Origin of the sequence: Mangrovibacterium marinum, from assembly GCF_003046625.1 — a bacterium.
Taxonomy (GTDB): domain Bacteria; phylum Bacteroidota; class Bacteroidia; order Bacteroidales; family Prolixibacteraceae; genus Mangrovibacterium; species Mangrovibacterium marinum.
Map to the genome: position 1 here is coordinate 19,423 of NZ_QAAD01000021.1, position 21,523 is coordinate 40,945.

Below are 21,523 nucleotides of genomic sequence, written 5' to 3' on the forward strand. Positions count from 1 at the left end.
ATGAAAACCAGTTGTTGATATTGCGCCTTAGCACCTTTGCGTGGTAGACTTTCAGAAAACCCACACACATGATTCCGGGGAATCACCAACAGGGATGAAAGTGGTGGAAGACAGCAGAAGGCATTTAAGAGAAGACGGAAGCTCGCTCGGAGCGGGACCGGCCTACTTTTTATCGATGGTGAGAGGCGAACCGGAAGCTTAGTGAATCCGGGAAGCTCCGCTCCGGCGGCTGCCGGACTGGAGATCACCCGGCTGAACTTAGCTTTCGGGAGCTGGCACCTGAAGATAAAAATAAGCCTTGAATTTTCTGTTTACTCTTTGGGGCAAGCCAAAGATGAAAACCCGTCCGGTAGGACAAAAGATCCGAATTGAGCAAAAGTAGGCGTGAAAAGCAGCCAGTTTTGGGGTGACTCTCATCAGTGCTGGTTTGCTACAAAAGAAGCTTGGCTACCGGTTGATGCTGAACCCCTGTTCAATACATGCCCGATGCGGTTGGAAACCCTGCCTACCGCAGGCAGGCGCATCACCCGAAGGGACTTTCACAGAAAAAAGCCTGCTTTGGTTGTCAAATCAAGCGAGGCTTTTGTATTTGTTATTGACCGCAGTTGATGCAGCCGATGTTTTATGAATTTCTACCGGATGTCGTCCAGATCGTATGGCGTTTGCTGATAGACGTAATAGTTGAGCCAGTTTGTGAACAGCAGGTCGGCAGCCGATCGCCAGCGAAGAATTGGTTTCTGGCTGGGGTCGTCATCGGGATAATAGTTGGCCGGAATTTCAATGGGAAGCTTTCTCGAGACATCGCGCTTGTACTCATCATCCAGGGTCATTCGCGAATATTCGGCGTGGCCGGTAATAAATATCTGGCGGCCGCCTTTGGCCATCACCATGTTTACGCCCGATATTTCGGAGCTTGCAATAATCTCGAGTCCGTCAACTTTGCTGATATCCTCGGCACGCACCTCGGTGTGGCGCGAATGAGGCACGTAATATTCATCGTCGAAACCACGGAAGATGGGGATCTTCCGATCAGAGATCCGGTGTTTGAATACGCCAAACATTTTTTTGTCGAGCGGGTGTTTGGGGATGCCGTAAAAATGAAATAAGGCCGCCTGCGAGGCCCAGCAAATAAATAAGGTAGAGGTGACATTGGTGACCGACCAATCCATGATTTCACGAATTTCGTCCCAGTAGGTAACTTCTTCAAAAGGAAGATGCTCGACCGGAGCACCGGTGATAATCATGCCGTCGAACTTTCGCGATTTTATTTCGTCGAAAGTTTTGTAAAACATTGCCATGTGCTCAGCCGAGGTGTGCTTGTGTTCGTGATCCTTTATTTTCAGAAACTCAATTTCGATTTGCAGCGGTGAGTTGGACAACACCCGAAGTAAATCCGTTTCCGTTGTAATCTTGAGCGGCATCAGGTTTAAAATCGCAATTCTCAACGGCCGGATATCCTGTTGCGATGCCCGTGTTTGGTCGATTACGAAAATGTTCTCTTTCAGCAGCATTTCAATAGCTGGCAATTTATCCGGAATATTTAACGGCATAATTCATTCCTCAGTTTAAAGATGCCCGGAGTGTGTGTTCCTCCGGGCTATGTGGTCATTCAATTTAAATTTTACCTAATGCCTGATCAAAGTCGGCAATAATATCGTCGATATGCTCCAGTCCCACAGATACGCGCAACAAGGACGGGTAAACGCCCGCGGCCAGCTGTGCTTCGGCTGACAGCTGTTGGTGGGTTGTTGCTGCCGGCTGAATGATCAGTGTTTTGGCATCGCCCACATTCGCCAGGTGGCTTACCAGTTGCAGGTTCTCGACCACCTTTTTGGCTTTTTCAACATCACCCTTAACAAGAAACGAAAGCATACCTCCGGCTCCTTTGGGGAGGTATTTTTGCGCCAGTTTGTAGGAAGGGTTGCCCGGCAGTCCCGGGTAGTTTACACGATCAACCTGCGGGTGGTTTTCCAACCATTCGGCCAGTTTTTGTGCATTTTCAACATGACGTTCCATTCTTAACGACAAGGTTTCCAGGCCCTGTAATAGTAAGAATGAATTGAACGGACTGATGGACGGGCCAAAGTCGCGTAAGCCTTCAACTCGAGCCTTAATAATAAAGGCAATGTTCCCAAACGGGCCGTCAAAGTTAAAAATATCCCAGAACTTTAGGCCGTGGTAGCCTTCCGAAGGCTCTGTGAAGCCCGGAAACTTACCGTTTCCCCAGTTGTAGTTTCCTCCGTCAACAATAACGCCGCCGATGCTTGTGCCATGGCCGCCAATCCATTTAGTAGCCGATTCAACCACAATATTGGCACCATGCTCAATGGGTCGGAATAAGTAGCCGCCACCGGCAAAGGTGTTGTCAACAACCAGTGGGATGTCGTATTTTTTAGCCACCGCGGCAATGGCGTCAAAGTCGGGGATGGCGAAACCGGGATTGCCGATAGTTTCGAAGTAGATCAGTTTTGTTTTTTCGTCGATCAACGCTTCAAACGACTCAGCCTGCAGATCTTTGGTCATGCGTGCCTCCCAGCCAAAGTTTTTGAAGGTTACGTTGAACTGGTTGTAGGTGCCACCATATAAATACGGCGAACTGACAATGTTGTCGCCCTGGCTTAATAAGGTGCTGCAAACCAAAAACTGGGCAGCGTGTCCGGATGCTACCGCCAAGGCAGCTACGCCACCTTCGAGTGCAGCAATGCGTTGCTCGAATACATCCGATGTGGGGTTCATAATTCGGGTGTATATGTTGCCAAACTCCTTCAAGCCAAACAGGTTGGCAGCGTGTTCCGAATCTTTAAACACATAGGAGCTGGTTTGATAGATGGGCACTGCCCGCGAGCCGGTCGTCGGGTCGGCTTGCTGACCTGCATGAAGCTGCAGGGTCTCGAATTTTAAATTTTTGCTTGTCATCGTTTTTTCTTTTTAGGTATTCTGAAAATCTTTTCCGTTCGGTTTAATTGAAGAAAGTCTTATGAATTTCTTTAATGGCTTTAAGTTTGTCGTTTTCGTTGATCACCAAATAGCTCACCAGGTCGGAGGCGCCGGATCCGCTCAGCAATACATTGATCTTATTGTTGGCTACGGCCGAAAAAAGTTGAGCCGAAATACCGTGATGAGCTTGCATGCCGTGACCGACAATGGCAATCAACGATACCTTTTCGTCAATCTCGAACTGATTGACTGATGGTAGCTTCAGCTCTTCGGTGAGTTGTTTAACCGTTTCCACAGCAGTTTTGTCAATGAGTATATTAATGCTGGTTTGTGCTGTGATAACAGATCGGATGTTAATATGGTTCTTATTAAATGCACCGGTTAGTTTAGCTAAGATGCCCGGCTTAAAGCCGACACCCGGGCCATTGAGTTTCAGAATAGCAATATCATCGGTGTAGGCAACGCTTTTGACGATATGGGGCGAAACGATGCTTTTGGAATTAATCCGTGTGCGGAGAATTTTCTGACCGTCTGCCAGATCGTAAACGAGAATCGGAATATGCTCGTTAATCAGGGGTTCAACAATGCGGGGATGAATGCCCGAATAGTTGAAGTAGGACAACTCAGAAGCTTCAGCATAAGTCAGGCTTTCGATGTAGTCGGCATTGTGTACAAATTTCACATCGGCTGTTTTAAAGGGCGTGCGAATTTGCCATAGTTCCAGCCGGTCGGAGTTGAATATGGCAGCCAGGGCAGCAGCCGTATAGTCGGCTGCGCGGTGTCCAACCCGGGCAATCTTCCCTTTTCGGGTTAAGCCAACCGAACCGGGGATCAGGGTGATAAGCCCCAACTGGTGTGCTTTAATGTTTGGCGCCGACTCGTCCATATAAATGCTGGCGTTACCAAATTCGTCGCTGACCAGCAAGCCCAACTCTTCGGGGAAAACAACCTGGTTTTCCAACTGGTTTTTTTGGAGAATAGCCGACAGTAGCAGTGTCGCAATTTTCTCGGCAAACGAAATAACCTGGTCCTGTAAGGCCGGCGAAAAATCACCGGTAAAGTGAATTCCTTTCAGCAGAATGTCCAGTTTGTTGATGGCTTCATTAAGCGGGGCACTTGCTGGTAGCTCGTAGGCCTGCTCAATCTTTTCAATTTCAGCTTTCACCCGGGCGATCAATAATTCGGGATCTCCTGAAGGCAAGCGCAATGGCTCGATTCCTTGAGTTAGTAAATCCTGAATTTCGCGGGGGGACGAAATGACTAACAGGTGTTTCTCGCTGGCATCGGTAAGTAATGTTACCAAGCTTTGAATTATTAGCGGTTCGTTTAAGTTATTACCGCTAAACCGTGCAATACATTCGGGCATAGCCTTCTATTTTTTTTTGAAAATAAAACGATAGAAAAATTGTGAAGAAAAATTTTGAATGCCTTCAATCCGTATTTTCCGAAATACCGAATGAAGGCTATCGCATGCACATGGACATGGATGGCATGAAGACAACAGAAGACATCATGGCGATGATGTTTGCGAAGAGCAGATATGTATGGCTGTTGTTCATCCTTAAAAGTAATATTTCAGCACAAACCTATAAAATAGTTTCAAAAATCGCAATCGATTTGTAAAAAACATTCCGGAGCAGAAAAGGAGCGATTAGAAGGGCGATTGGGATAAGGCTTGTTTTAATTCGTAGCCGGAAATCGGACCTGCTTAAAATCAAACTCCAGTGTTTGCTCGTCTACCGGGATAAAAAGTTTAATATGAGCAGCCTTTGGCGTTGCGGGGAAGAATACTTTGCCGTGCATGGCATAGCCTGTTTCCAGGCTTGTTTTTCGAATGGTGTTATTCTCCCAGGCTTGTTTAAGTTCGTTCAGATCCTGTGCTTCGAAACGCGCCCGGTCGCTGGCGGTAACAGCAGTGGCCATAATGCCTTCGGTAACGGCGTAGCGTAAGCCTTCTTTGTTGGGTTTGTAATCGGTCCCGATAATGGAATTGGCCGCAACGGCAGCACCAACACCGATTAAAACATTGCCCAGGTGGTTTTTCGCAACGGCTTCATCGTGTGCAATATCCATTTCGTATTGCAGAATCATTTTTTCGGGGTCGATGGCCGGAACAGCTTCGGTCGTTAATGGATTCATCAGGGCATCGAAAGCCTGGCTTTTGAAGGTCTCCGGATCGACCAGCAAGGGCATGTTTGAGCGGTTTGTGATGTGAAAATCGAAGAGATAGCAGTCGTCTTGCAGGCGGTCGAAGCCCAGTTCGTAGCTGATGCCGTAAATGGAATCAGTAAGCAGTGCCTGTCCGTAAAGCCATTTGTCGGCTTCTTGTTCCGGTAGCAGTTTGGTGATTGAGCGCGGGCCGGCACACGACTGAAGCAAAAGCATTGTTGTTGCAAACAGGACGCAGAGGATGAGGTTTTTTTTCATGACTTCGATTTTTGTGTTAGCCCGCAACTATTGTACCAGCAGCTAACTTTGACTTAACAGATTTCGGAGAACCACCGAGGCGATATGGCACCCGAACATGGGCGGCATATAGGAAATGGTGCCGACCGCTGATTTTTTATTTCGTCCTTCTTCAATTCGTACGCGCTCTTTATCGACCTCCTCGGGTGAAAAAACAACCTGTACACCTTTGCGAATGCCTAGTTTGTAGAGTCGCTTGCGCAGCATGCGGGCTAGTTTGCAGTTGTACGACTTGGAAATGTCGGCGTTTTGAATTTGTGCCGGGTCAAATTTGCCTCCGGCACCCATTGAGCTTACAATGGGGATGTTGTGCTGAACACTGTGGTAAATCAGGAATACCTTGGGCGATAGGGTATCAATGGCATCAACAACATAATCGTAGTGGTCGGCTTGCAGAATCTCGATCATCCGCTCGTCTTTCAGGTATTCGTTAATAACCGTGAGCTCGATATCGGGATTGATGTCGCGGAATCGTTCACCCATCACTTCAGCCTTAGCTTTGCCATTGTTGCTGAGGAGCGCCGGAAGCTGTCTGTTTCGGTTGGTGGCTTCAACAACATCGCCGTCAACGATGGTCATTTTACCGACTCCTGCGCGGCAAATCTGCTCTGCCGCATAAGCGCCAACACCTCCCAGGCCAACAACCAATACGTGCGCCTTTTTTAATTTCTCCAATCCTTCGTCGCCTAACATGAGTAGGGTACGTTCCTGCCAGTTTATCATCTTTCAAAAATTTGTTGGTAGTTGTTAAACACCTGCTTGCAAAGCGTCGGTAAAGGGATGTTTAACAGCTTGGCGGCAAAAATATAAATACTTTCAATATTTACGCTACTCTCATCGGTTTCGAAGAAGAGCTGCCGGCGGGGAATTGCCGCCAGACTGCGGTTGAGCTTTTCCTGATTTTTCAGCAAGGCCGCACCAATAGCGAAGTGAAAGTTGTACCGGACCAGCTGTTCGGTCGTCTGCTTGTTGCCTTGGTAGCCGTGAAGAATCCATGGGGGGGCGTCGGCTCGTTGCTTTTTTAGCTGAAGCAAGTCGGCATAGCTTCGTACAGCATGTAAAATCATCGGTTTCGAATGTTTCTCGGCAAGCTCGGCTTGCGCCAGGAAAAGCTCGGTTTGTTGGTCGACCGCTGTTTCCAGATGCCGGTCTATGCCGCATTCACCAATCGCCATTACCTGCGGGTGTTGCAACAATTGCTCGAGTTGCAGTAGCCAGCTGGTGCCCTTTATCGCATCCAAATCCCAGGGGTGCAAGCCGACCGAATAAAGCTGTCCTTTTTGAGGGCGAAAGGGAAGCAGGATGGAATGGTTGACCAGCCCAAGTTGGTTCTCGGGCAAACTGAAGTGGCTATGTAGGTTGACGAGTTTCAAGTTCTGATATCCAACGTTCGACGTGTTTGTGTTTACAAATCGGCCCAGATGCGTGCCAGCGAGAAGCCTGGGGCATCGATCTGCAGGTCGAGAAAATAGCCAAAGGGCGTTTGTGCGGTTTCGTATCCTGCATTTTGCAGTCGCTTCTCGGCCCGGTTAAACAGTTCGTGCGTAAAGGGTACCGATGCTTTCGATTCGGAAAGGTGCGCAAAGGAGTGGAGGATGATTCGTTGCGCCTGGTTTTTGCGGGCCGTCCATTTCAGGTGGTTTACCAGCTTTTTCTCGCGGCTGCCAACATCTTTGGCTTCATCTTTTTCTTCAACCTGAATGAAAGCCAGGATGGCATCGGTAAATTCCCGGGCCTCCTCCAGATCTTCGATACTTTCCAGGTTTTTTTCCGCTGTTTTGTAGCGAAAACGATTGACGTACATGACCAATACTTTCATATTCCTCAAAAATAAGGAAAGAAAAATGTTATTCGCATAATTTTTCCGGAACAAATCCGATTGTTTCTGCCCCGTTGGGGTGTGTTCTGCATGCCTTGTGAGCTAGCGACGGGTGGGGAGGGCAATTTGTGACGAAGGAGATGAACTAATCCGACTGATTTTTCTATTTTTGATAAAACCCATCACGATACTATGTTTGCCAAGTACCTCCCTCTGCTTTTTTTGTTGTTGACTGTAGTACCCGCCGCGGGACAACTGTCGCATGGCGGAAAGCCCGTTTCTGTTCCAACGGTTAAATCAGCGCGAACTGATGCTTTTCGCGAGTTGACCATCCCGGACGAAGAGTTGGAACTGGTCAGGCAGCTGCAGGCACAACAGAACTCGTTAAAAGCTTTTCGGTTTGCCTATGCCATTCCTGTTGATATGAATCTGCAAAATTCCGGTGAGTGGTTTACGGTCGGGAATCTTCGCGTTTGGCAGTTGCGTTTGTCGTCGCCGGGAGCTTTGTCGCTGAATGTGATTTTTGATCGCTATCGGTTGCCCCAGGGAGCACGGTTATTTCTTTTTTCGGAGGACCAAAACGACTTGATAGGTGCTTTCACCAGTGCAAACAACAAGGCCAATGGTCAGTTGGCAACCATGCCTGTGGCCGGCGATCGGTTGGTTGTTCAGTACGAAGAGCCTGTTGATGCTGAATTTTCAGGCGAGCTGCAGCTGAAATCGGTGAATCATGATTTTGTGGGGTTGAAGGCAGCAAACGGGGGGCGTCGTCCTTTGGGCGAGTCCGGCTCGTGTAATGTTAATGTGAATTGCGATTATCTGCAAGACTATCGGCAGGCTGCCAATGCGGTGTGCCGGATTTTGATTGATGGTACGGAGTTGTGCACCGGCAGTTTGCTGAATAATACCGATCGGGACGGAACGCCCTACGTTTATACAGCTCATCATTGTATTGTTGATGCCGATGAGGCAGCTGTGAGTGTTTTCCTGTTCAATTACGAATCGCCGTATTGCGGGAATATTGATGGCGAAGTTCAAAACTCGCTGAGCGGCAGTCTGCTGAAGGCCACCTCCGATGAGCTGGACTTTTCGTTGGTGGAGCTGTCGGTGGCCCCGCCCAAGAGCTTTCAGCCGTATTATCTGGGCTGGGATCACTCTTCGAAAGTGCCGGACTCAACGGTTGCCATTCATCATCCACTGGGCGACATCAAAAAGCTGGCTGTTGACCGCGATGCCCCAATCAGGGATTCATATACCAGGGATTATGTGGATGGTGCTTTCTGGAGAATTGCCGCCTGGGACGAAGGAACGACCGAAGCGGGTTCGTCGGGGGCAGCGTTGATTGATCCCACCATGCATGTTCGCGGATCGTTGGTGGGCGGCGATGCTACTTGTTCGAGCCCGGTTGACGATTATTTTTCGCAGTTCGCGTATGCCTGGGATTATTATGCGGAGAGCAGCCGGCAGTTGAAGGCTTGGCTCGATCCGTCGGGGACGGGCACGAGCGCTTTGTCGGGCTATAATCCGTATATTTCAGCCGATCAGTGCACCATGGTTACGAACTTATCCGATGAGGACGAGCTGGACGATGGATTGATTGATGCCGACGACGGCTATTACAGCGGAACGAACAGCTATGGTTTTTCAGCTTTCGCCGAGGCGTTTCGCTTTACTGATACCTGCAAAGTTCAGGGGCTGGCTCTGGGAATAAGCCGGGCGGTGATATCGTCCAATAATGCCCGGCTGACGCTCTCGGTGTATGCCGGAGAGAGCTTCCCGGAGGGCTTGCTTTACAGTCAGGATTTTGACCTTAGCGGCCTTGATGAGGGAGTGATGAATTATTTTCGGTTCGATCGCGAGGTGTCCACCAATGGCTACTTTTACCTGAGCTGGTCGGTCGAAGATTTAGGTGCTAACGATGAGTTTGCGGTTTATCTGGCTGATCGTACGAGCAGCACCAATAGCTTTTTTATTCGCGATGGCGAAGAGTGGTACAGTTATCCGCAGAAAGCCAACACCGCGGCAGGCTCAGCTGCGGTGATGGAAACCCTGGTTTGTTTTCATGATGACCAGGAAGAGTTTGATCCGTTTGTTGAGCAGGACGTTGCGTGGCTGGCTTATCCCAATCCATTGGCCTACGGGCAGGATTTAACCATTCATTTTGAAGCGGACGGTGAATATGGTAATGTGCAGGTGTTTGATTTGGTGGGTAAATCGCGGCCGGTTAACTACAGCATGGAGGGTACTGATCGTGTGCTCGTGAGTTTTGCCGGTTATAATCCTGGCATATACCTTGTTCGTCTCCGCAACGCCGCAACAGGCGAGCACTATCAATGCAAGGTGCTCTACCTGGGGAACGACTAAGTTTTTAAGAAAAGCACCGGCCGGCTGACGGTTGATGCTACTTCCACCAACGGATGATCACCAATTCGGCGATGGCAAAAAACAATGCCGCAAGCAGGAAGTATTTCCACAGCTCAATCAGGTTCGAGTCGGCATCGTACTGTCCCAGCCAGTCGGGGGCAGCCGTGTTGTAAAGCTGATAAGCGGGGATCTCAGCAATCATTTCGCGCAACTCATCCGAACTGTAAAAACGCATATCCGATTCATTCCGGTTATAGTTGAATGCCAAAGGTGCAATGATCTTTTCCCCTTGTGTTAAACGATAGAATCCGGCCGTGTGAATAAAATCATCCGGATTGAAACGAATTTGTGCGTTGTTAATGCTTGTTGCCGGAAGTTGAACATTGAAGCCGGAGGCATAATTGCTCAGGGAAATCGGCAAATCGGGTAGAAGCTTATGGTGCAGTGTTACGCTCAGGCTCTTCTGGTCGTACACCCGATACTGGATGGTCTGCGGGAAGTAACTATGCAGGGACATATTGTAAATGAGTGGCACAAAAAGCGGATGCTGGTAAAAGTTTGTTGCTTCGGTCGTCAGTGGGAAGTTGAACAGATACAGTCGTCCTTGTCCGGCTTCGAACTCGCGCAAGGCCACCGAGCCGTCATTCGTGGTCAGTACGGCCGATGAGGAACTCTGAACCGGCACTGATGATTGGTACGACGATCGGATTTCTGGTAAATCCAACCGATCATACTGGCGGGTAAAAACCTCGTTGAAAAGATGGTTCTGAAGGTTTAGCTGATCAATTTTCAATTTTGTTGTTTGCAGTTCTTCCAGGCGTGCCGCCTTAAGCGTGCTGAGGAGCCGGTTGTAGCTGGCCCGGTCGATCTCTCCACCCGGGAACATAACCAGGCTCCCGCCGTTGTTTACATAGCTTGAAAGCGCATGCTGCAGGCCGTCCGGAATTTCGGGGAGATTCAGTAAATAGATGCATTGGTAATCGGAAAAGCGACTGAGCTGCAGTCGATCTTCGTCCATTTTGTCCAGGGCAACTTCTTCGCCATCGTCGAATAGTTTTTCAAGCCATTGCGACGCTTCTTCGCCTTCGCGGGAGATGGCCAGCGCCCTGATCTGTCCCGATAGTTCATAGCTAAACAAAAACGTGTTGTCGTAAGTTATCGGGTAGTCGTCCAGTTCCACACGGCAATTTTGAATCCCTTCCTGTTGATTTTGATAGGACAGTTCCTGCTCCATACTTTCGCCGGCTTTCAGGTTTATCGCGGTCAATGCTTTCAGAGAGTCGTTTACATACAAGCGGAGCGGTACATTATTGCAGGCTTTGGCCGACTGGTTGGTAATTCGTACCGTCAGGCTTTCAAGCTGTTCGCTCAAACGCCCCGGAAAAGCAAGTTTGCAGGTGTCGATCCGTAAATTACTCATCTCGGATTGTTGAAAGGGCAACAGGTAAACCTGGGCTGCCGTGGCTGCGTCAGGCTGTCCAAGGTCGGCAAAACGCTTTTGAAAATCAGAAAGCAGATAGATTTGCAGGTTTGTTCCGGGAAAGCGCGTGAGCATCTCGTTTTGCAGCACCCGTATCGCCTTAGCCAGGTCCATGGTCGAGGCGCTGCTTTTTAGCTGTGCGATCCGGCTAACGAGCTGCTCTTTGTTTAGCGACAGGCGTTGGTTGGGGGTGTCCTTGTTGGTTAGCAGTAAAAAATTAGTGCCGGGCGAAAAACTATTGGCCAGTTCAATGGCTTTTGTTTTGGCCAATTCCAGTAAGCTGCCGTTTCCGCTTTGGCTATTCATCGAAAACGAATTGTCGATGTAGATTCCTACGGTGTTGTTGGTGCTGAGCGTTGCCGACGAATTGAGCGGTATATAAGGCTGTGCAAAAGCAAAAACAAGCCCAGCAAGCGTTAAAATTCGGCATAAAAGCATGATTAACTGCTTCAGGTTATTCTTCTTCCGCGATTCATTTAAGAGTGTTCTTAAAAAGTTAACCTGGCTGAAATAGACGGTTTTGTAGCGTTTGAAATGTAAAAAATGAATGAGTATCGGAATCGCTACCAACGAAAGAGCGTACAAAAACGAGGGATCGGCAAATTTCATGCGTTTGGTTTTAAGCTTCTTTTGACAACAAAAGTGAAATTCCTTCGAAGATACAGCTTCGTCGCTAATTGCGCTAATATTTTATTTGTTGTGGGGGGATCTTTTGTGCAAACAAAATTTGCGGCTATGCGTTAGTTTGAGTAGTTTGTTTAAGTTTTTAATCAAAAAACTAAACTTATAAGCGGTCTCATCCTTTAGCTGAGTTTTATTATGAATTACTATACCATCAAAGATTTAGAGATTATTTCAGGGATCAAAGCCCATACCATCCGGATTTGGGAGAAGCGCTATGGCTTTTTGGTTCCGGAACGCACCAGTACCAACATCCGTTTTTACACCGACGAAGAGCTGAAGCTGCTTTTGAATGTGGCGGCCTTGGTGAAACGTGGGCATAAAATTTCGAAGGTTGCCGCGTACGGCGAGCAGCGGATTCACGAGGAGGTGCTAAAGCTGAGTGAACAAAGCAGTTCGATGGACGACTACCTGGATCAGCTGGTGATACACATCATCAATTTTGATCATCTTAAGTTTGAACGCGTGCTGGATAGTGTGCAGGAAAAGCTTGGTTTTGAGAAGATGATGACCGAGTTGGTTTTTCCTCTGTTTCGGAAAATCGGGATTTATTGGCAAATCGGGAGTTTGTTTCCTGCGCAGGAACATCTGATTTCGAATCTGATACGGCAACGTATTATTGTCGAGGCGGCGCGTTGTTCGGTATCCGATCAGGCGCCAACAGCCTTGTTCTTTTTACCGGAGAATGAATGGCACGAACTCGGGCTTTTGTATAGCCGGTATTTGGCTGCCAAGGCCGGGGTAAATGTGATTTATCTGGGGCAGAATGTTCCGCTGGACGACCTTCAGGCGCTGTCGGATCAAATTGCCAATCGCCTGGCAGTGGTGGTGACTTCGTTTGTGAGTGCCATCGAAAAGGAGAAACTGGAAGATGAATTGCAGAAAATTGGGGGCATCTTTCCGAATATTCCCGTTGTCGTTAGTGGAATGCAAGTTCGGATCAGTGAACCACAGCTACCCGCTAATGTTCGATTTGTGCAGCATTACGATGAATTTCATGACTGGTTGTTGAAGAAAGCGCTCCCCGGCACTTTCGATTAAGCTGTTAGCTCACGGCAGTCTTGAGGAGTTACTTAACTGAACTCTTCAAGCGGTCTTTAAAGATTTTGCGGAATTTTTCGAGCTTCGGGATAATCACAAACTGGCAATAACTTTGCCCGGCGTTGTTGGCCAGGTAGTCCTGGTGGTAGTCTTCGGCCTTGAAAAAGTTCTTCCAGGGGCTGACTTCGGTCACCACAGGAGTGCCAAAAATATCGCTGTCATTCAGTTGCTGAATCACTTCTTCGGCAATTTGCTTTTGCTTGTCGTTGTGGTAGAAAATAGCCGATCGGTATTGTGTGCCCACATCGGCTCCCTGCTTGTTTAAGGTTGTGGGATCGTGTGTGGCGAAGAAAACTTCCAGAATTTCGGTAAAACTGGTTTTTGTCGGATCGAATTCAATCTCTACGGCTTCGGCATGGCCGGTTTGGCCAGTGCAAACTTCGCGATACGAAGGATTAACCACATCGCCCCCTGAATAGCCCGAGGTGACTGATAGAACGCCTTTCAGTTCTTTAAAAATTGCTTCGGTACACCAAAAGCAGCCGCCAGCCAAGGTGGCAATTTCTGTTTTTTCTACTTGTTTTTCAGCCATCGTCGAGAATGAAAAAAGGGTTATCAAAATAAGTGTTGAAAATTGTTTCATGGATTCCGGTTTTACTTCAGTTTAAGGCCAAAACGCCGCAGCATTTTTTTCTCGAACCGCCAAAAGAAGTGAAATTGGCCCAGCAGCGACCCGATAACAAGCAGGCTGGCCTGGTAAAGCGGAACGATGGTGAGCAGGTATATCAGTGCTTTCACCAGAAAAGGCCAGTCGGGATTTACATGAATGAATTCGAAGATAAATTTCCGGACAACCAGCGTTGAGCTACCACTGATTGAGAATACAAAAAAAATGATCGCCAACTGAAAATTACTATCGATTTGCCAGCGTTCCTTGAGTTTATTCAGCATCTCTGTTTATAGTTAATTATTCCACCGGGGTGGTTTGTTCCCCTGTATAAACAACAAAGAGCAGCGATGGTTTTACAGTTGGTGTGTTTGGAAGATGATATACCCGTAAACAGCGAAGCGCAGAACCCGAAAAAGTGCAAACATGCTGAAACGTTTTAGCGGGTATTCGGTCGACCCCACGAGCATGCTGATCAGTGCCCAGGGCAGTGGGGTTAAAGCAGCTGCAATAATCAAAGCAGAGCCAAATTTCCGGAACATCGGCCAGTATTTCATAAAGAATTTCCGACTCATGTACCGAAAGATGACGGTTCTTCGGAGGATTCGCCCGATTATAAAGGCCAGGTAGCCGGCAGCGTAGGAGACACCTGCAAAAAACATCAGGTTGAGCGTATAATGCATCGCTTCGCCTTTGTGATAGGCCCAGAGCATGAAAAACTCGGGTGGAAACAGGCCGAAGAATACTTCAGATCCAGTGTAAATGAGGTAGATTAAAAGCGTGTTATCGTAGAATTTTTTGAGCCATACCTCCTGATTTTCCGCAATAATGTACTCCTTAAACAGGTAGTAAGCCACGCCAATGACGATCGCGTAGATCAGGGCGCGGCCTAAGTTTTTTAAAAGGAATACGAGTTTGCTTTGTTCTGTCATGGCGTAGTGGGTGTTGAGGAAGTTAATTAGCCAGTTTTTGGAGGAGCCAGGCCATGTTTTCACCCAGGGTGTCGATGGTTTGGATGCCTTCCTGGTCGTGCAGTACATCGCCGGGATTTTTACCGTAGGCGAAGTTCCAGTACGACGAGCCGGGAACAATCATCTGGTTGATCAGAAAAAAGTTATTGATGGAGTCGAAGGCGTGCAGCTGCCCACCGCGGCGTACCGCGATAACCGCCGCACCAACTTTTCGTTTCAGCAGGTGACCGTTGCCCCGTGTTACATAGCCGGCCACATCAATCAGGGCTTTCATCTCGGTAGTTACATCGGCAAAATAGACCGGCGATCCCAGGATGATGGCATCGGCCTCAATCATCTTGGCTATACATTCATTCAGAACATCATTCTTGATGTGGCACCGCTGATCTTGAATCTCCCGGCATTTTCCACAGGCTGTACATCCGTGAACCGGTTTGCCGCCCAGCTGGAAAAGCTCCGTCTCAAAACCGGCTTCCTCCAATGGTTTAAAAGCTGTTTCGATTAATAGTTTGGTGTTGCCGTTGCGGCGAGGACTGCCGTTTATTCCTAGAATTTTCATAAATAACTTGTTTTAATTGCTGAAAACATACGATACAATATTGGCTCCCATCTTGAGGGCCTTTTGACGAATAGCTGCCGGATCGCCGTGCACCGCCGGATCTTCCCAGCCATCGCTGAGATCCGACTCGTAGGTGTACAAACAAACCAGCCGGCCATCGATGAAGAGTCCGAAAGCTTGTGCCCGTTTGCCATCGTGCTCGTGAATCTTGGGCAGGCCGCCCGGAAAATCAAACTGCTGGTGAAAAATAGGGTGACTGGCGGGCAGCTCCACAAATTCCTGGTCCGGGAAAATTTTTTTCATCTCGCGCCGGATGTAGGGATCGAGCCCGTAGTTGTCGTCGATATGCAGAAAACCGCCGGCTTCAAAATAGAGCTTCAGGTTGCGACACTCATCGGGCGAGAAGATCAGGTTTCCGTGGCCCGTTAAATGCACCATCGGGTAGTTGAAAAGCTCCGGACTTGCCGGTCCCACAATTCCCGGATCGGAAGCAAACTTGGTGTGCAGGTTTTGGTTGCAGAAACGCATCAGGTTGGGCAGGGCAGTGGGGTCGCCGTACCAATCGCCGCCTCCCTTGTATTTCATCAGGCCGATCTTCAGCGTTGCCTCCTGTGCCTGAGTAAGCAGGAGAACCCCCATAAGCAGTAAAGTTGAGAATAGTCGTTTCATAGCTTCCGGTAGAAAATCAAATATAAAAAGAATGCTGCGAACTTCGGGCAAGGCTGATGATTTTGCCGCGGTAATTAACAAATCAGCACAACCGGATTGTCTTATTTCCTTCCATATTGAAAGGAATGGTTTGTTGGGCTTTTATAATCATCGGGTGTTTTGTGTTTTTGTATGTTTGCGGGATGGCGTGGCAAAGCCCGCAAAATTAAGAGATTACAAATGTTGATCGTCTGAAGTCTGAAAATCGGACGATCTATAGAGAAGGACGACGAATAAAATACAAACCAATTCGCCACAAAGCTGTTATTTTTGCGGTGGCAATGGCAATTGTCACATCAAATTACCGATAAAAACAAAATTGAAGAATGGAAAAAAGTTTTACCACCCGGTCGCTGAATATCCCTTTCCCGAAGGACGATCCGCATCGTGCGTTGGATATGCCCATCTACGAGTCCATCGCTTTCGACTTTGCTTCTTCCGAGGATATTGCTGCGAACTTCCGCGGCGAGCTGCCCGCGCATGTGTATTCGCGCACCAGCAATCCAACGCTGGAGTATTTCGAGCGAAAGATGAAGACCCTGACCGGCGCTCATCAGGCTTTAGCTGTTGCCTCCGGTATGGCGGCAATTACCAATACCATCCTGTCGTTGTGTAAAACAGGCGACAATATTATTGCGGGCAACCATCTGTTTGGTCACACCTTTGCCTTGTTTAGCGAAAGCTTAACCAACTACGGATTGCAAACCCGTTTTGTTGATACCACCAAGCCGGAGGCGGTTGAGGCTTTGATTGACGCCAACACCCGGCTGATTTACTTCGAAACAGTGACCAACCCGCAACTGGAAATCGCCGATATTGAAGCCTTGGTTGCCCTGGCCAATAAGTATCATCTTGTGCTGATGATTGACAGTACTATTACGCCTCCGGTGGTGTTGAACTCGAAAAAACTGGGCGTTCATGTTGAAGTGATGTCGACCACGAAATTTATCTCGGGTGGGGCAACTTCGTTTGGCGGCGTCATCCTCGATAATGGTTTGTACGATTGGTCGAACAACCCTAATACAGCTGCTTTTGCCGCCAAGTTTGGTCCGGATGCCTTCATCTCAAAGCTACGCAAGAACTATTACCGCAACACGGGAGCTTCCATGACGGCACATACGGCGCATTACCAGATCATGGGGCTCGATATGCTCGAGCTGCGTGTTGAGCGATGCTATAATAATTGTATGGTGCTGGGCGAGTTTTTGCAAAAGCATCCCAAGGTTGTGAAAGTAACTTATCCCGGCCTTCCCGGAACACCGGGCTACGAGCTGGCCGTGAAGCAGTTCTCCGGCAAACCGGGAACCGTGATGACCTTCGATCTGGAATCGCAGGAGGCTTGTTTCAAGTTCATGAATCAACTCGGGATTATCCGGCGGGCAACCAATCTGAACGATAACAAGTCGCTGATTATTCACCCGTATTCAACCATTTATATTGAATTTCCGGAGGAAGAACGTCTTGCTGTCGGCATCCGGCCAAGCATGATGCGCCTGTCGGTTGGTATTGAAGGTGCCGCCGATTTAATGGCTGACATTGAACAAGCCCTGGCAAAAATCTAAGGCTTAGTCTTCATGGAGCAAATTACACGTGTGGCAGGCGACAAGGGCGGCGGTTTCGGTTCGTAAACGGCTTTCACCCAGGCTTACCGGAATGAAGCCCTTGGTTATGGCCTCGCTCACTTCGCGCTCCGAGAAATCTCCCTCGGGGCCAATCAGCACCAGGTTCGAAAGGCTTCCGGCTACTTCGTTTTTCAATTGGCGCTTGTCCTGTTCGTAGCAGTGGGCTACAAATTTCTTGCCCTCGAAATCGGCATTCAGCAATTCGCCGAGGGGTGTCAACGGGTTTAATTTGGGCAGATAGGCTTTCAGAGACTGTTTCATAGCCGAAACGATTACTTTCTCCAATCGGTCGTCTTTTATCACTTTCCGTTCCGAATGTTCGCACAAAACCGGGGTAATTTCATCAATTCCAATTTCGGTGGCTTTTTCGAGAAACCATTCCAGGCGGTCGATGTTCTTGGTCGGGGCTACCGCAATGTGCAGCCAGCTTTTGCGTTTGCCGTATTCGTGCCGGGTATCTACAATCTCAACAGAGCAGCGTTTGGGATGCGCATCGGTAATGCGGGCGTTGGAGAAATTGCCTTTCCCGTCGATCAGTTGTATGATGTCGCCCGCCTGAAGGCGCAGCACGCGAATGGCATGTTTCGATTCTTCTTCGGTTAAAGTATAGTTTTTCCCATTCAGGTCGGGCGTGTAAAATAAATGCATGTAAGTCTCTTTTTTTTAGCGGTAATTGCGGGGCTTCAGGTGCATCGTCAGCTTGCCTTCGCGCGACGAAATTTGGTTCCAGCGGTCAACCTCAAACTCGATAACGGCTGTTGAGCAGGTAGGGGTGTCGCTGTTGAAAAAACGAACCAGGTTATTGACCAGGTAGTGCACCGTTGGGTTGTGGCCGAATACAAAAACCGTTTCCATTTCGGCGGGCAGCGTATGCAGCATGTCAATAAAATCCATGGTCGTCAAGCCGTCGTACAGGTCTTCATCTTTCTGAATATTTTCTTTGGCGTAGCCATAAGTTTCGGCATAAATTTTTGCCGTTTTATAAGCTCGTTTTGCCGGACTGGCAATAATCAGATCCGGAGATACATACAGCTCTTTCAGCTTTTCACTCAGCAAGGCAGCGTCTTCTTTGCCGCTGTCCCGAAGCTTCCGGTTAAAATCATCGTCGTACCCGTAAGGAACGGCTTTGGCATGCCTGACAATTACAACTCGTTTCATTTATTCTGATTTTTGGGACTAAATTAAACTATTTTTAGGCGTTCGAACCAAAGGAAAAGATAAATAATGAAGAAGATTGGATTGATATCCGATACGCATGGTATGCTGAGCAATAAAACGCTGAAGTTTTTGAAAGATGTGGATGAACTTTGGCATGCCGGCGATATCGGAACTGTGGAATTGGCCGATCAGCTGGCAGCTTTTAAGCCGCTGCGGGCGGTCTACGGAAATATCGACGGGCACATTTTGCGCCGGATGTTCCCCGAGACCCTGCGCTTTTTTGCCGAGGAGGTAGATGTGCTGATGACTCATATTGGTGGTTACCCCGGACGATACGAAGCCCGCATGCGGCGCGAGATACAGCAAAAAGCTCCGCAGATTTTCATTGCCGGCCATTCGCATATTCTGAAGGTGATTTACGACAAAAAGTTCAATTGCCTGCATATTAACCCAGGGGCGGCGGGCAATAAGGGATTTCATAAAAGTTGTACGGCCGTGCGCTTTGTGATTGATGGCCGCGAAATTCGCGATCTGGAAGTGCATGAGTTTGAGCGGACGAAGTTCTGAGAATCGCGAATCGGCGGAAAACCCTTTCAAAGAGGTCAGTAAGAAGTCGTGCTGCGGGTTTCTGAACAAGCGGTCAATTTTAAATTCTTCCTAAAAAAAGTGGGAAGATAAGGTTTCTTGCTGCGACAGTGTTATTTTTGCAGACTAAACAAAGATCGCTAACAGACATTATTGAATGAACGAAATTATTAAGGTTGAAGTGTTTTCGGAAAATGTGGTGAAACTGGTGGTTAAGGCCCCGCGTATTGCCCGTTCCCGCAAACCTGGTCATTTTATTATATTGCGCATCGACGAACATGGCGAGCGCATTCCTTTGACGATTGCCGGAGCCGATGAAAAGGCCGGTACGATTACTCTGGTGGCCCAAAAGGTGGGCGTAACATCAACAAAACTTTGCGAGATGAAACCCGGCGATCAAATTCTGGATTTGGTCGGTCCGCTGGGAAAAGCAACACACATCGAAAAGGTTGGCACCGTGCTGGCCTGTGGCGGTGGTGTAGGGGTGGCTCCGCTGTTACCCATTGTTGAAGGTTTTAAGAAGGCAGGAAACCGCGTAGTCACGATTTTGGCCGCGCGCAGTAAGGATCTGATCATCCTCGAAGATGAAATCCGTCAGTGGTCGGACGAGGTGATTATCATGACGGACGATGGCTCCTATGGCCGCAAAGGTTTGGTGACTGCCGGAGCCGAGGAAGTTATCCGACGCGAACAGGTCGATGAGTGTATTGCCATTGGTCCGGCAGTGATGATGAAGTTTACTTCGCTGTTAACTAAAAAATACGAGATTCCGACCCAGGCCAGCCTGAATGCCATTATGGTTGATGGTACAGGAATGTGTGGTGCCTGTCGGGTCAGCGTAGGCGGTCAAACCCGCTTCACCTGTGTGGATGGCCCCGAGTTTGATGCCCATCAAATCGATTTCGACGAGTTGATGCTTCGCCTGGGATGCTACCGAGAAGAAGAAAAAGAAGCTTTTGAACGTTATCACCAATCAGTAAACGCCTAATCATGCAGGAATACCTCAAACAACAACGAGAACAAGCGTGGCGGGTTGAGCTGCGTGGAAAAATTAAGAATAAAGAACGCGGTGAAATCCAGCGTGTAAAGATGCCGGAGATGAATCCGTCGGAGCGGGTGTGCTACCAAAACCGCGAAGTAAACCTGGGGCTGACCGTTGAGCAAGCCGTGAAAGAAGCACAGCGCTGTATGGACTGTGTGAACCCAACTTGTATCGAAGGCTGTCCGGTAAGCATTAACATCCCGAAATTTGTTAAAAATATTGAGCGCGGCGAGTTTATTGAGGCCGCCAAAACACTGAAGGAAACATCGGCACTGCCGGCTGTTTGCGGCCGGGTATGCCCGCAGGAAAAACAGTGCGAGGCCAGCTGCTTCTATACCTTAAAATTGAAGAAAGTGCCCGTAGCTATTGGCTATTTGGAACGTTTTGCCGCCGACTTTGAGCGCGAAAGCGGACAGATGACGGTGCCGGAAACAGCTCCGAAAAACGGCATGAAAGTAGCGGCTATTGGTTCCGGTCCGGCATCGCTGGCTTTTGCCGGCGATATGATTAAGCTGGGCTACGAGGTTACCGTATTTGAAGCGCTGCACGAAATTGGCGGTGTGTTGAAATACGGTATCCCGGAGTTTCGTTTGCCGAACAAAATTGTTGATGTTGAATTGTCGAACCTCGAGAAAATGGGCGTTCGCTTTGAGCGGAACTTTATCGTGGGGCGCACGGCCAGCTTCGACGATTTGAAAGCAGAAGGTTACCAAGCCTTTTTCGTGGCTAGTGGCGCGGGTTTACCGCGTTTTATGAATATCCCGGGCGAGAACTACAATGGTATTCTTTCTTCCAACGAATACCTGACCCGTGTGAACCTGATGAACGCGTCCGATCCGGATTTCGACACGCCGGTATTGCGCGGTAAAAATGTCGCGGTAATTGGCGGCGGGAATACTGCGATGGACTCGGTGCGTACAGCCAAGCGTTTAGGTGCCGAACGGGCCATGATTATTTACCGTCGTTCGCGGGAAGAAATGCCTGCCCGGGTTGAGGAAATTCATCATGCCGAAGAAGAAGGTATTGAATTTATCAACCTGACCAACCCCACGGAGTATTTTGCCGACGACAAGGGACGTGTAAACCGCATGCGCGTGCAACGCATGGAGCTGGGCGAGCCTGATGCCTCAGGTCGTCGTCGTCCCGTAGTGATCGAAGGCTCGGAGTACGACATCCCCGTTGATGTGGTTGTGGTGGCCGTTGGTGTGTCGCCAAACCCCTTGGTGCCTTCAGAATTGCCTCAGCTGAAGGTAAGCCGCTGGGGAACCATCGAGGTGGATGCCGAGACCATGCAAAGCTCGATGCCTGAATTGTTTGCGGGCGGCGATATTGTGCGTGGTGGTGCAACGGTTATTCTGGCTATGGGCGATGGTCGTCGTGCCGCTGCCGGAATGCACAACTATTTACAGGGAAATTAAAGTTG

The 21,523-nt window shown here is 48.7% G+C and carries 22 protein-coding genes; 7 read left to right on the forward strand and 15 right to left on the reverse strand.

All coding sequences use genetic code 11. The annotated features are described in order from the left end of the window. Nucleotides 1–632: 632 nt before the first annotated feature. The 3 genes from metA to C8N47_RS15565 all read right to left on the reverse strand — a co-directional run bounded on the left by metA (nt 633) and on the right by C8N47_RS15565 (nt 4,303). Complete coding sequence (gene metA, locus C8N47_RS15555) at nt 633–1,550, reverse strand: homoserine O-acetyltransferase MetA (protein ID WP_107823494.1); 918 nt, start codon at nt 1,548–1,550, stop codon at nt 633–635. Between the two features lie 64 nt (nt 1,551–1,614). Further along, nucleotides 1,615–2,916, reverse strand: a complete 1,302-nt coding sequence (locus tag C8N47_RS15560) for an O-acetylhomoserine aminocarboxypropyltransferase/cysteine synthase family protein (protein ID WP_107823495.1) — start codon at nt 2,914–2,916, stop codon at nt 1,615–1,617. A 43-nt stretch (nt 2,917–2,959) separates the two neighbouring features. After that, on the reverse strand, nt 2,960–4,303 hold the full coding sequence (locus C8N47_RS15565) for an ACT domain-containing protein (RefSeq protein WP_107823496.1): 1,344 nt from the start codon (nt 4,301–4,303) through the stop codon (nt 2,960–2,962). 41 nt (nt 4,304–4,344) lie between these two features. On the opposite strand from C8N47_RS15565, the gene C8N47_RS15570 reads away from it, so the two are divergent. Further along, on the forward strand, nt 4,345–4,560 hold the full coding sequence (locus C8N47_RS15570) for a hypothetical protein (protein ID WP_107823497.1): 216 nt from the start codon (nt 4,345–4,347) through the stop codon (nt 4,558–4,560). A gap of 57 nt (nt 4,561–4,617) precedes the next feature. On the opposite strand, the gene C8N47_RS15575 is transcribed toward C8N47_RS15570, so the two are convergent. The 4 genes from C8N47_RS15575 to C8N47_RS15590 are packed head-to-tail and all read right to left on the reverse strand — an operon-like array spanning nt 4,618 to nt 7,222. Continuing rightward, nucleotides 4,618–5,364 carry a hypothetical protein gene (locus tag C8N47_RS15575; protein WP_107823498.1) on the reverse strand — a complete coding sequence of 249 codons (747 nt, stop codon included), beginning with the start codon at nt 5,362–5,364 and terminating at the stop codon, nt 4,618–4,620. 42 nt (nt 5,365–5,406) lie between these two features. Beyond that, entirely contained in the window at nt 5,407–6,126 is a 720-nt protein-coding gene (locus tag C8N47_RS15580) for a tRNA threonylcarbamoyladenosine dehydratase (RefSeq protein WP_107823499.1), read from the reverse strand. Beyond that, nucleotides 6,123–6,776: a TatD family hydrolase gene (locus C8N47_RS15585; RefSeq protein ID WP_170111420.1), complete on the reverse strand. Its 654-nt coding sequence runs from the start codon at nt 6,774–6,776 to the stop codon at nt 6,123–6,125. The genes C8N47_RS15580 and C8N47_RS15585 overlap by 4 nt, the downstream gene beginning before the upstream one ends. A 32-nt stretch (nt 6,777–6,808) precedes the next feature. Next, nucleotides 6,809–7,222, reverse strand: coding sequence for a threonyl-tRNA synthetase editing domain-containing protein (locus C8N47_RS15590; RefSeq protein ID WP_107823501.1), 414 nt, complete (start codon nt 7,220–7,222; stop codon nt 6,809–6,811). A gap of 192 nt (nt 7,223–7,414) precedes the next feature. Between C8N47_RS15590 and C8N47_RS15595 the strand changes: the two genes are divergently transcribed. Next, complete coding sequence (locus C8N47_RS15595; RefSeq protein ID WP_107823502.1) at nt 7,415–9,586, forward strand: T9SS type A sorting domain-containing protein; 2,172 nt, start codon at nt 7,415–7,417, stop codon at nt 9,584–9,586. A gap of 37 nt (nt 9,587–9,623) precedes the next feature. On the opposite strand, the gene C8N47_RS15600 is transcribed toward C8N47_RS15595, so the two are convergent. Continuing rightward, nucleotides 9,624–11,675 (reverse strand): vWA domain-containing protein, encoded by a 2,052-nt coding sequence (locus tag C8N47_RS15600; RefSeq protein WP_107823503.1) that lies wholly within the window; start codon nt 11,673–11,675, stop codon nt 9,624–9,626. 210 nt (nt 11,676–11,885) lie between these two features. Between C8N47_RS15600 and C8N47_RS15605 the strand changes: the two genes are divergently transcribed. Beyond that, nucleotides 11,886–12,788 (forward strand): MerR family transcriptional regulator, encoded by a 903-nt coding sequence (locus tag C8N47_RS15605; protein ID WP_107823504.1) that lies wholly within the window; start codon nt 11,886–11,888, stop codon nt 12,786–12,788. A 28-nt stretch (nt 12,789–12,816) separates the two neighbouring features. Here C8N47_RS15605 and msrA read toward each other — a convergent pair whose 3' ends face one another. The 5 genes from msrA to C8N47_RS15630 form a co-directional block, all read right to left on the reverse strand. Further along, nucleotides 12,817–13,431 (reverse strand): peptide-methionine (S)-S-oxide reductase MsrA, encoded by a 615-nt coding sequence (gene msrA, locus C8N47_RS15610; protein ID WP_107823505.1) that lies wholly within the window; start codon nt 13,429–13,431, stop codon nt 12,817–12,819. A gap of 11 nt (nt 13,432–13,442) precedes the next feature. Continuing rightward, a complete protein-coding gene (locus C8N47_RS15615) occupies nt 13,443–13,739 on the reverse strand; it encodes a DUF6787 family protein (protein ID WP_211316172.1) in 297 nt (98 codons plus the stop codon). A 72-nt stretch (nt 13,740–13,811) separates the two neighbouring features. Further along, a complete protein-coding gene (locus tag C8N47_RS15620; protein ID WP_107823506.1) occupies nt 13,812–14,387 on the reverse strand; it encodes a hypothetical protein in 576 nt (191 codons plus the stop codon). Nucleotides 14,388–14,409: 22 nt separating this feature from the next. Next, the gene (locus C8N47_RS15625; protein WP_107823507.1) at nt 14,410–14,985 is read right to left on the reverse strand and encodes a flavodoxin family protein; all 576 of its coding nucleotides are present in this window, start codon (nt 14,983–14,985) and stop codon (nt 14,410–14,412) included. Nucleotides 14,986–14,997: 12 nt separating this feature from the next. After that, nucleotides 14,998–15,654, reverse strand: coding sequence for a DUF4159 domain-containing protein (locus tag C8N47_RS15630; RefSeq protein WP_107823508.1), 657 nt, complete (start codon nt 15,652–15,654; stop codon nt 14,998–15,000). Nucleotides 15,655–16,019: 365 nt separating this feature from the next. Here C8N47_RS15630 and C8N47_RS15635 point away from each other — a divergent pair, with 365 nt between their 5' ends. Then, complete coding sequence (locus tag C8N47_RS15635; protein ID WP_107823509.1) at nt 16,020–17,255, forward strand: aminotransferase class I/II-fold pyridoxal phosphate-dependent enzyme; 1,236 nt, start codon at nt 16,020–16,022, stop codon at nt 17,253–17,255. 3 nt (nt 17,256–17,258) lie between these two features. Here C8N47_RS15635 and C8N47_RS15640 read toward each other — a convergent pair whose 3' ends face one another. Both C8N47_RS15640 and C8N47_RS15645 read right to left on the reverse strand, forming a co-directional pair. After that, nucleotides 17,259–17,963, reverse strand: coding sequence for a 16S rRNA (uracil(1498)-N(3))-methyltransferase (locus tag C8N47_RS15640; RefSeq protein ID WP_107823510.1), 705 nt, complete (start codon nt 17,961–17,963; stop codon nt 17,259–17,261). Nucleotides 17,964–17,978: 15 nt separating this feature from the next. Further along, nucleotides 17,979–18,473: a SixA phosphatase family protein gene (locus C8N47_RS15645; RefSeq protein WP_107823511.1), complete on the reverse strand. Its 495-nt coding sequence runs from the start codon at nt 18,471–18,473 to the stop codon at nt 17,979–17,981. Nucleotides 18,474–18,539: 66 nt separating this feature from the next. On the opposite strand from C8N47_RS15645, the gene C8N47_RS15650 reads away from it, so the two are divergent. The 3 genes from C8N47_RS15650 to gltA all read left to right on the forward strand — a co-directional run bounded on the left by C8N47_RS15650 (nt 18,540) and on the right by gltA (nt 21,518). Then, nucleotides 18,540–19,040 carry a metallophosphoesterase family protein gene (locus C8N47_RS15650; protein WP_107823512.1) on the forward strand — a complete coding sequence of 167 codons (501 nt, stop codon included), beginning with the start codon at nt 18,540–18,542 and terminating at the stop codon, nt 19,038–19,040. A 175-nt stretch (nt 19,041–19,215) separates the two neighbouring features. Beyond that, complete coding sequence (locus tag C8N47_RS15655; RefSeq protein WP_107823513.1) at nt 19,216–20,046, forward strand: sulfide/dihydroorotate dehydrogenase-like FAD/NAD-binding protein; 831 nt, start codon at nt 19,216–19,218, stop codon at nt 20,044–20,046. Nucleotides 20,047–20,048: 2 nt separating this feature from the next. Then, the gene (gltA, locus tag C8N47_RS15660) at nt 20,049–21,518 is read left to right on the forward strand and encodes an NADPH-dependent glutamate synthase (RefSeq protein ID WP_107823514.1); all 1,470 of its coding nucleotides are present in this window, start codon (nt 20,049–20,051) and stop codon (nt 21,516–21,518) included. Nucleotides 21,519–21,523 lie beyond the last annotated feature (5 nt).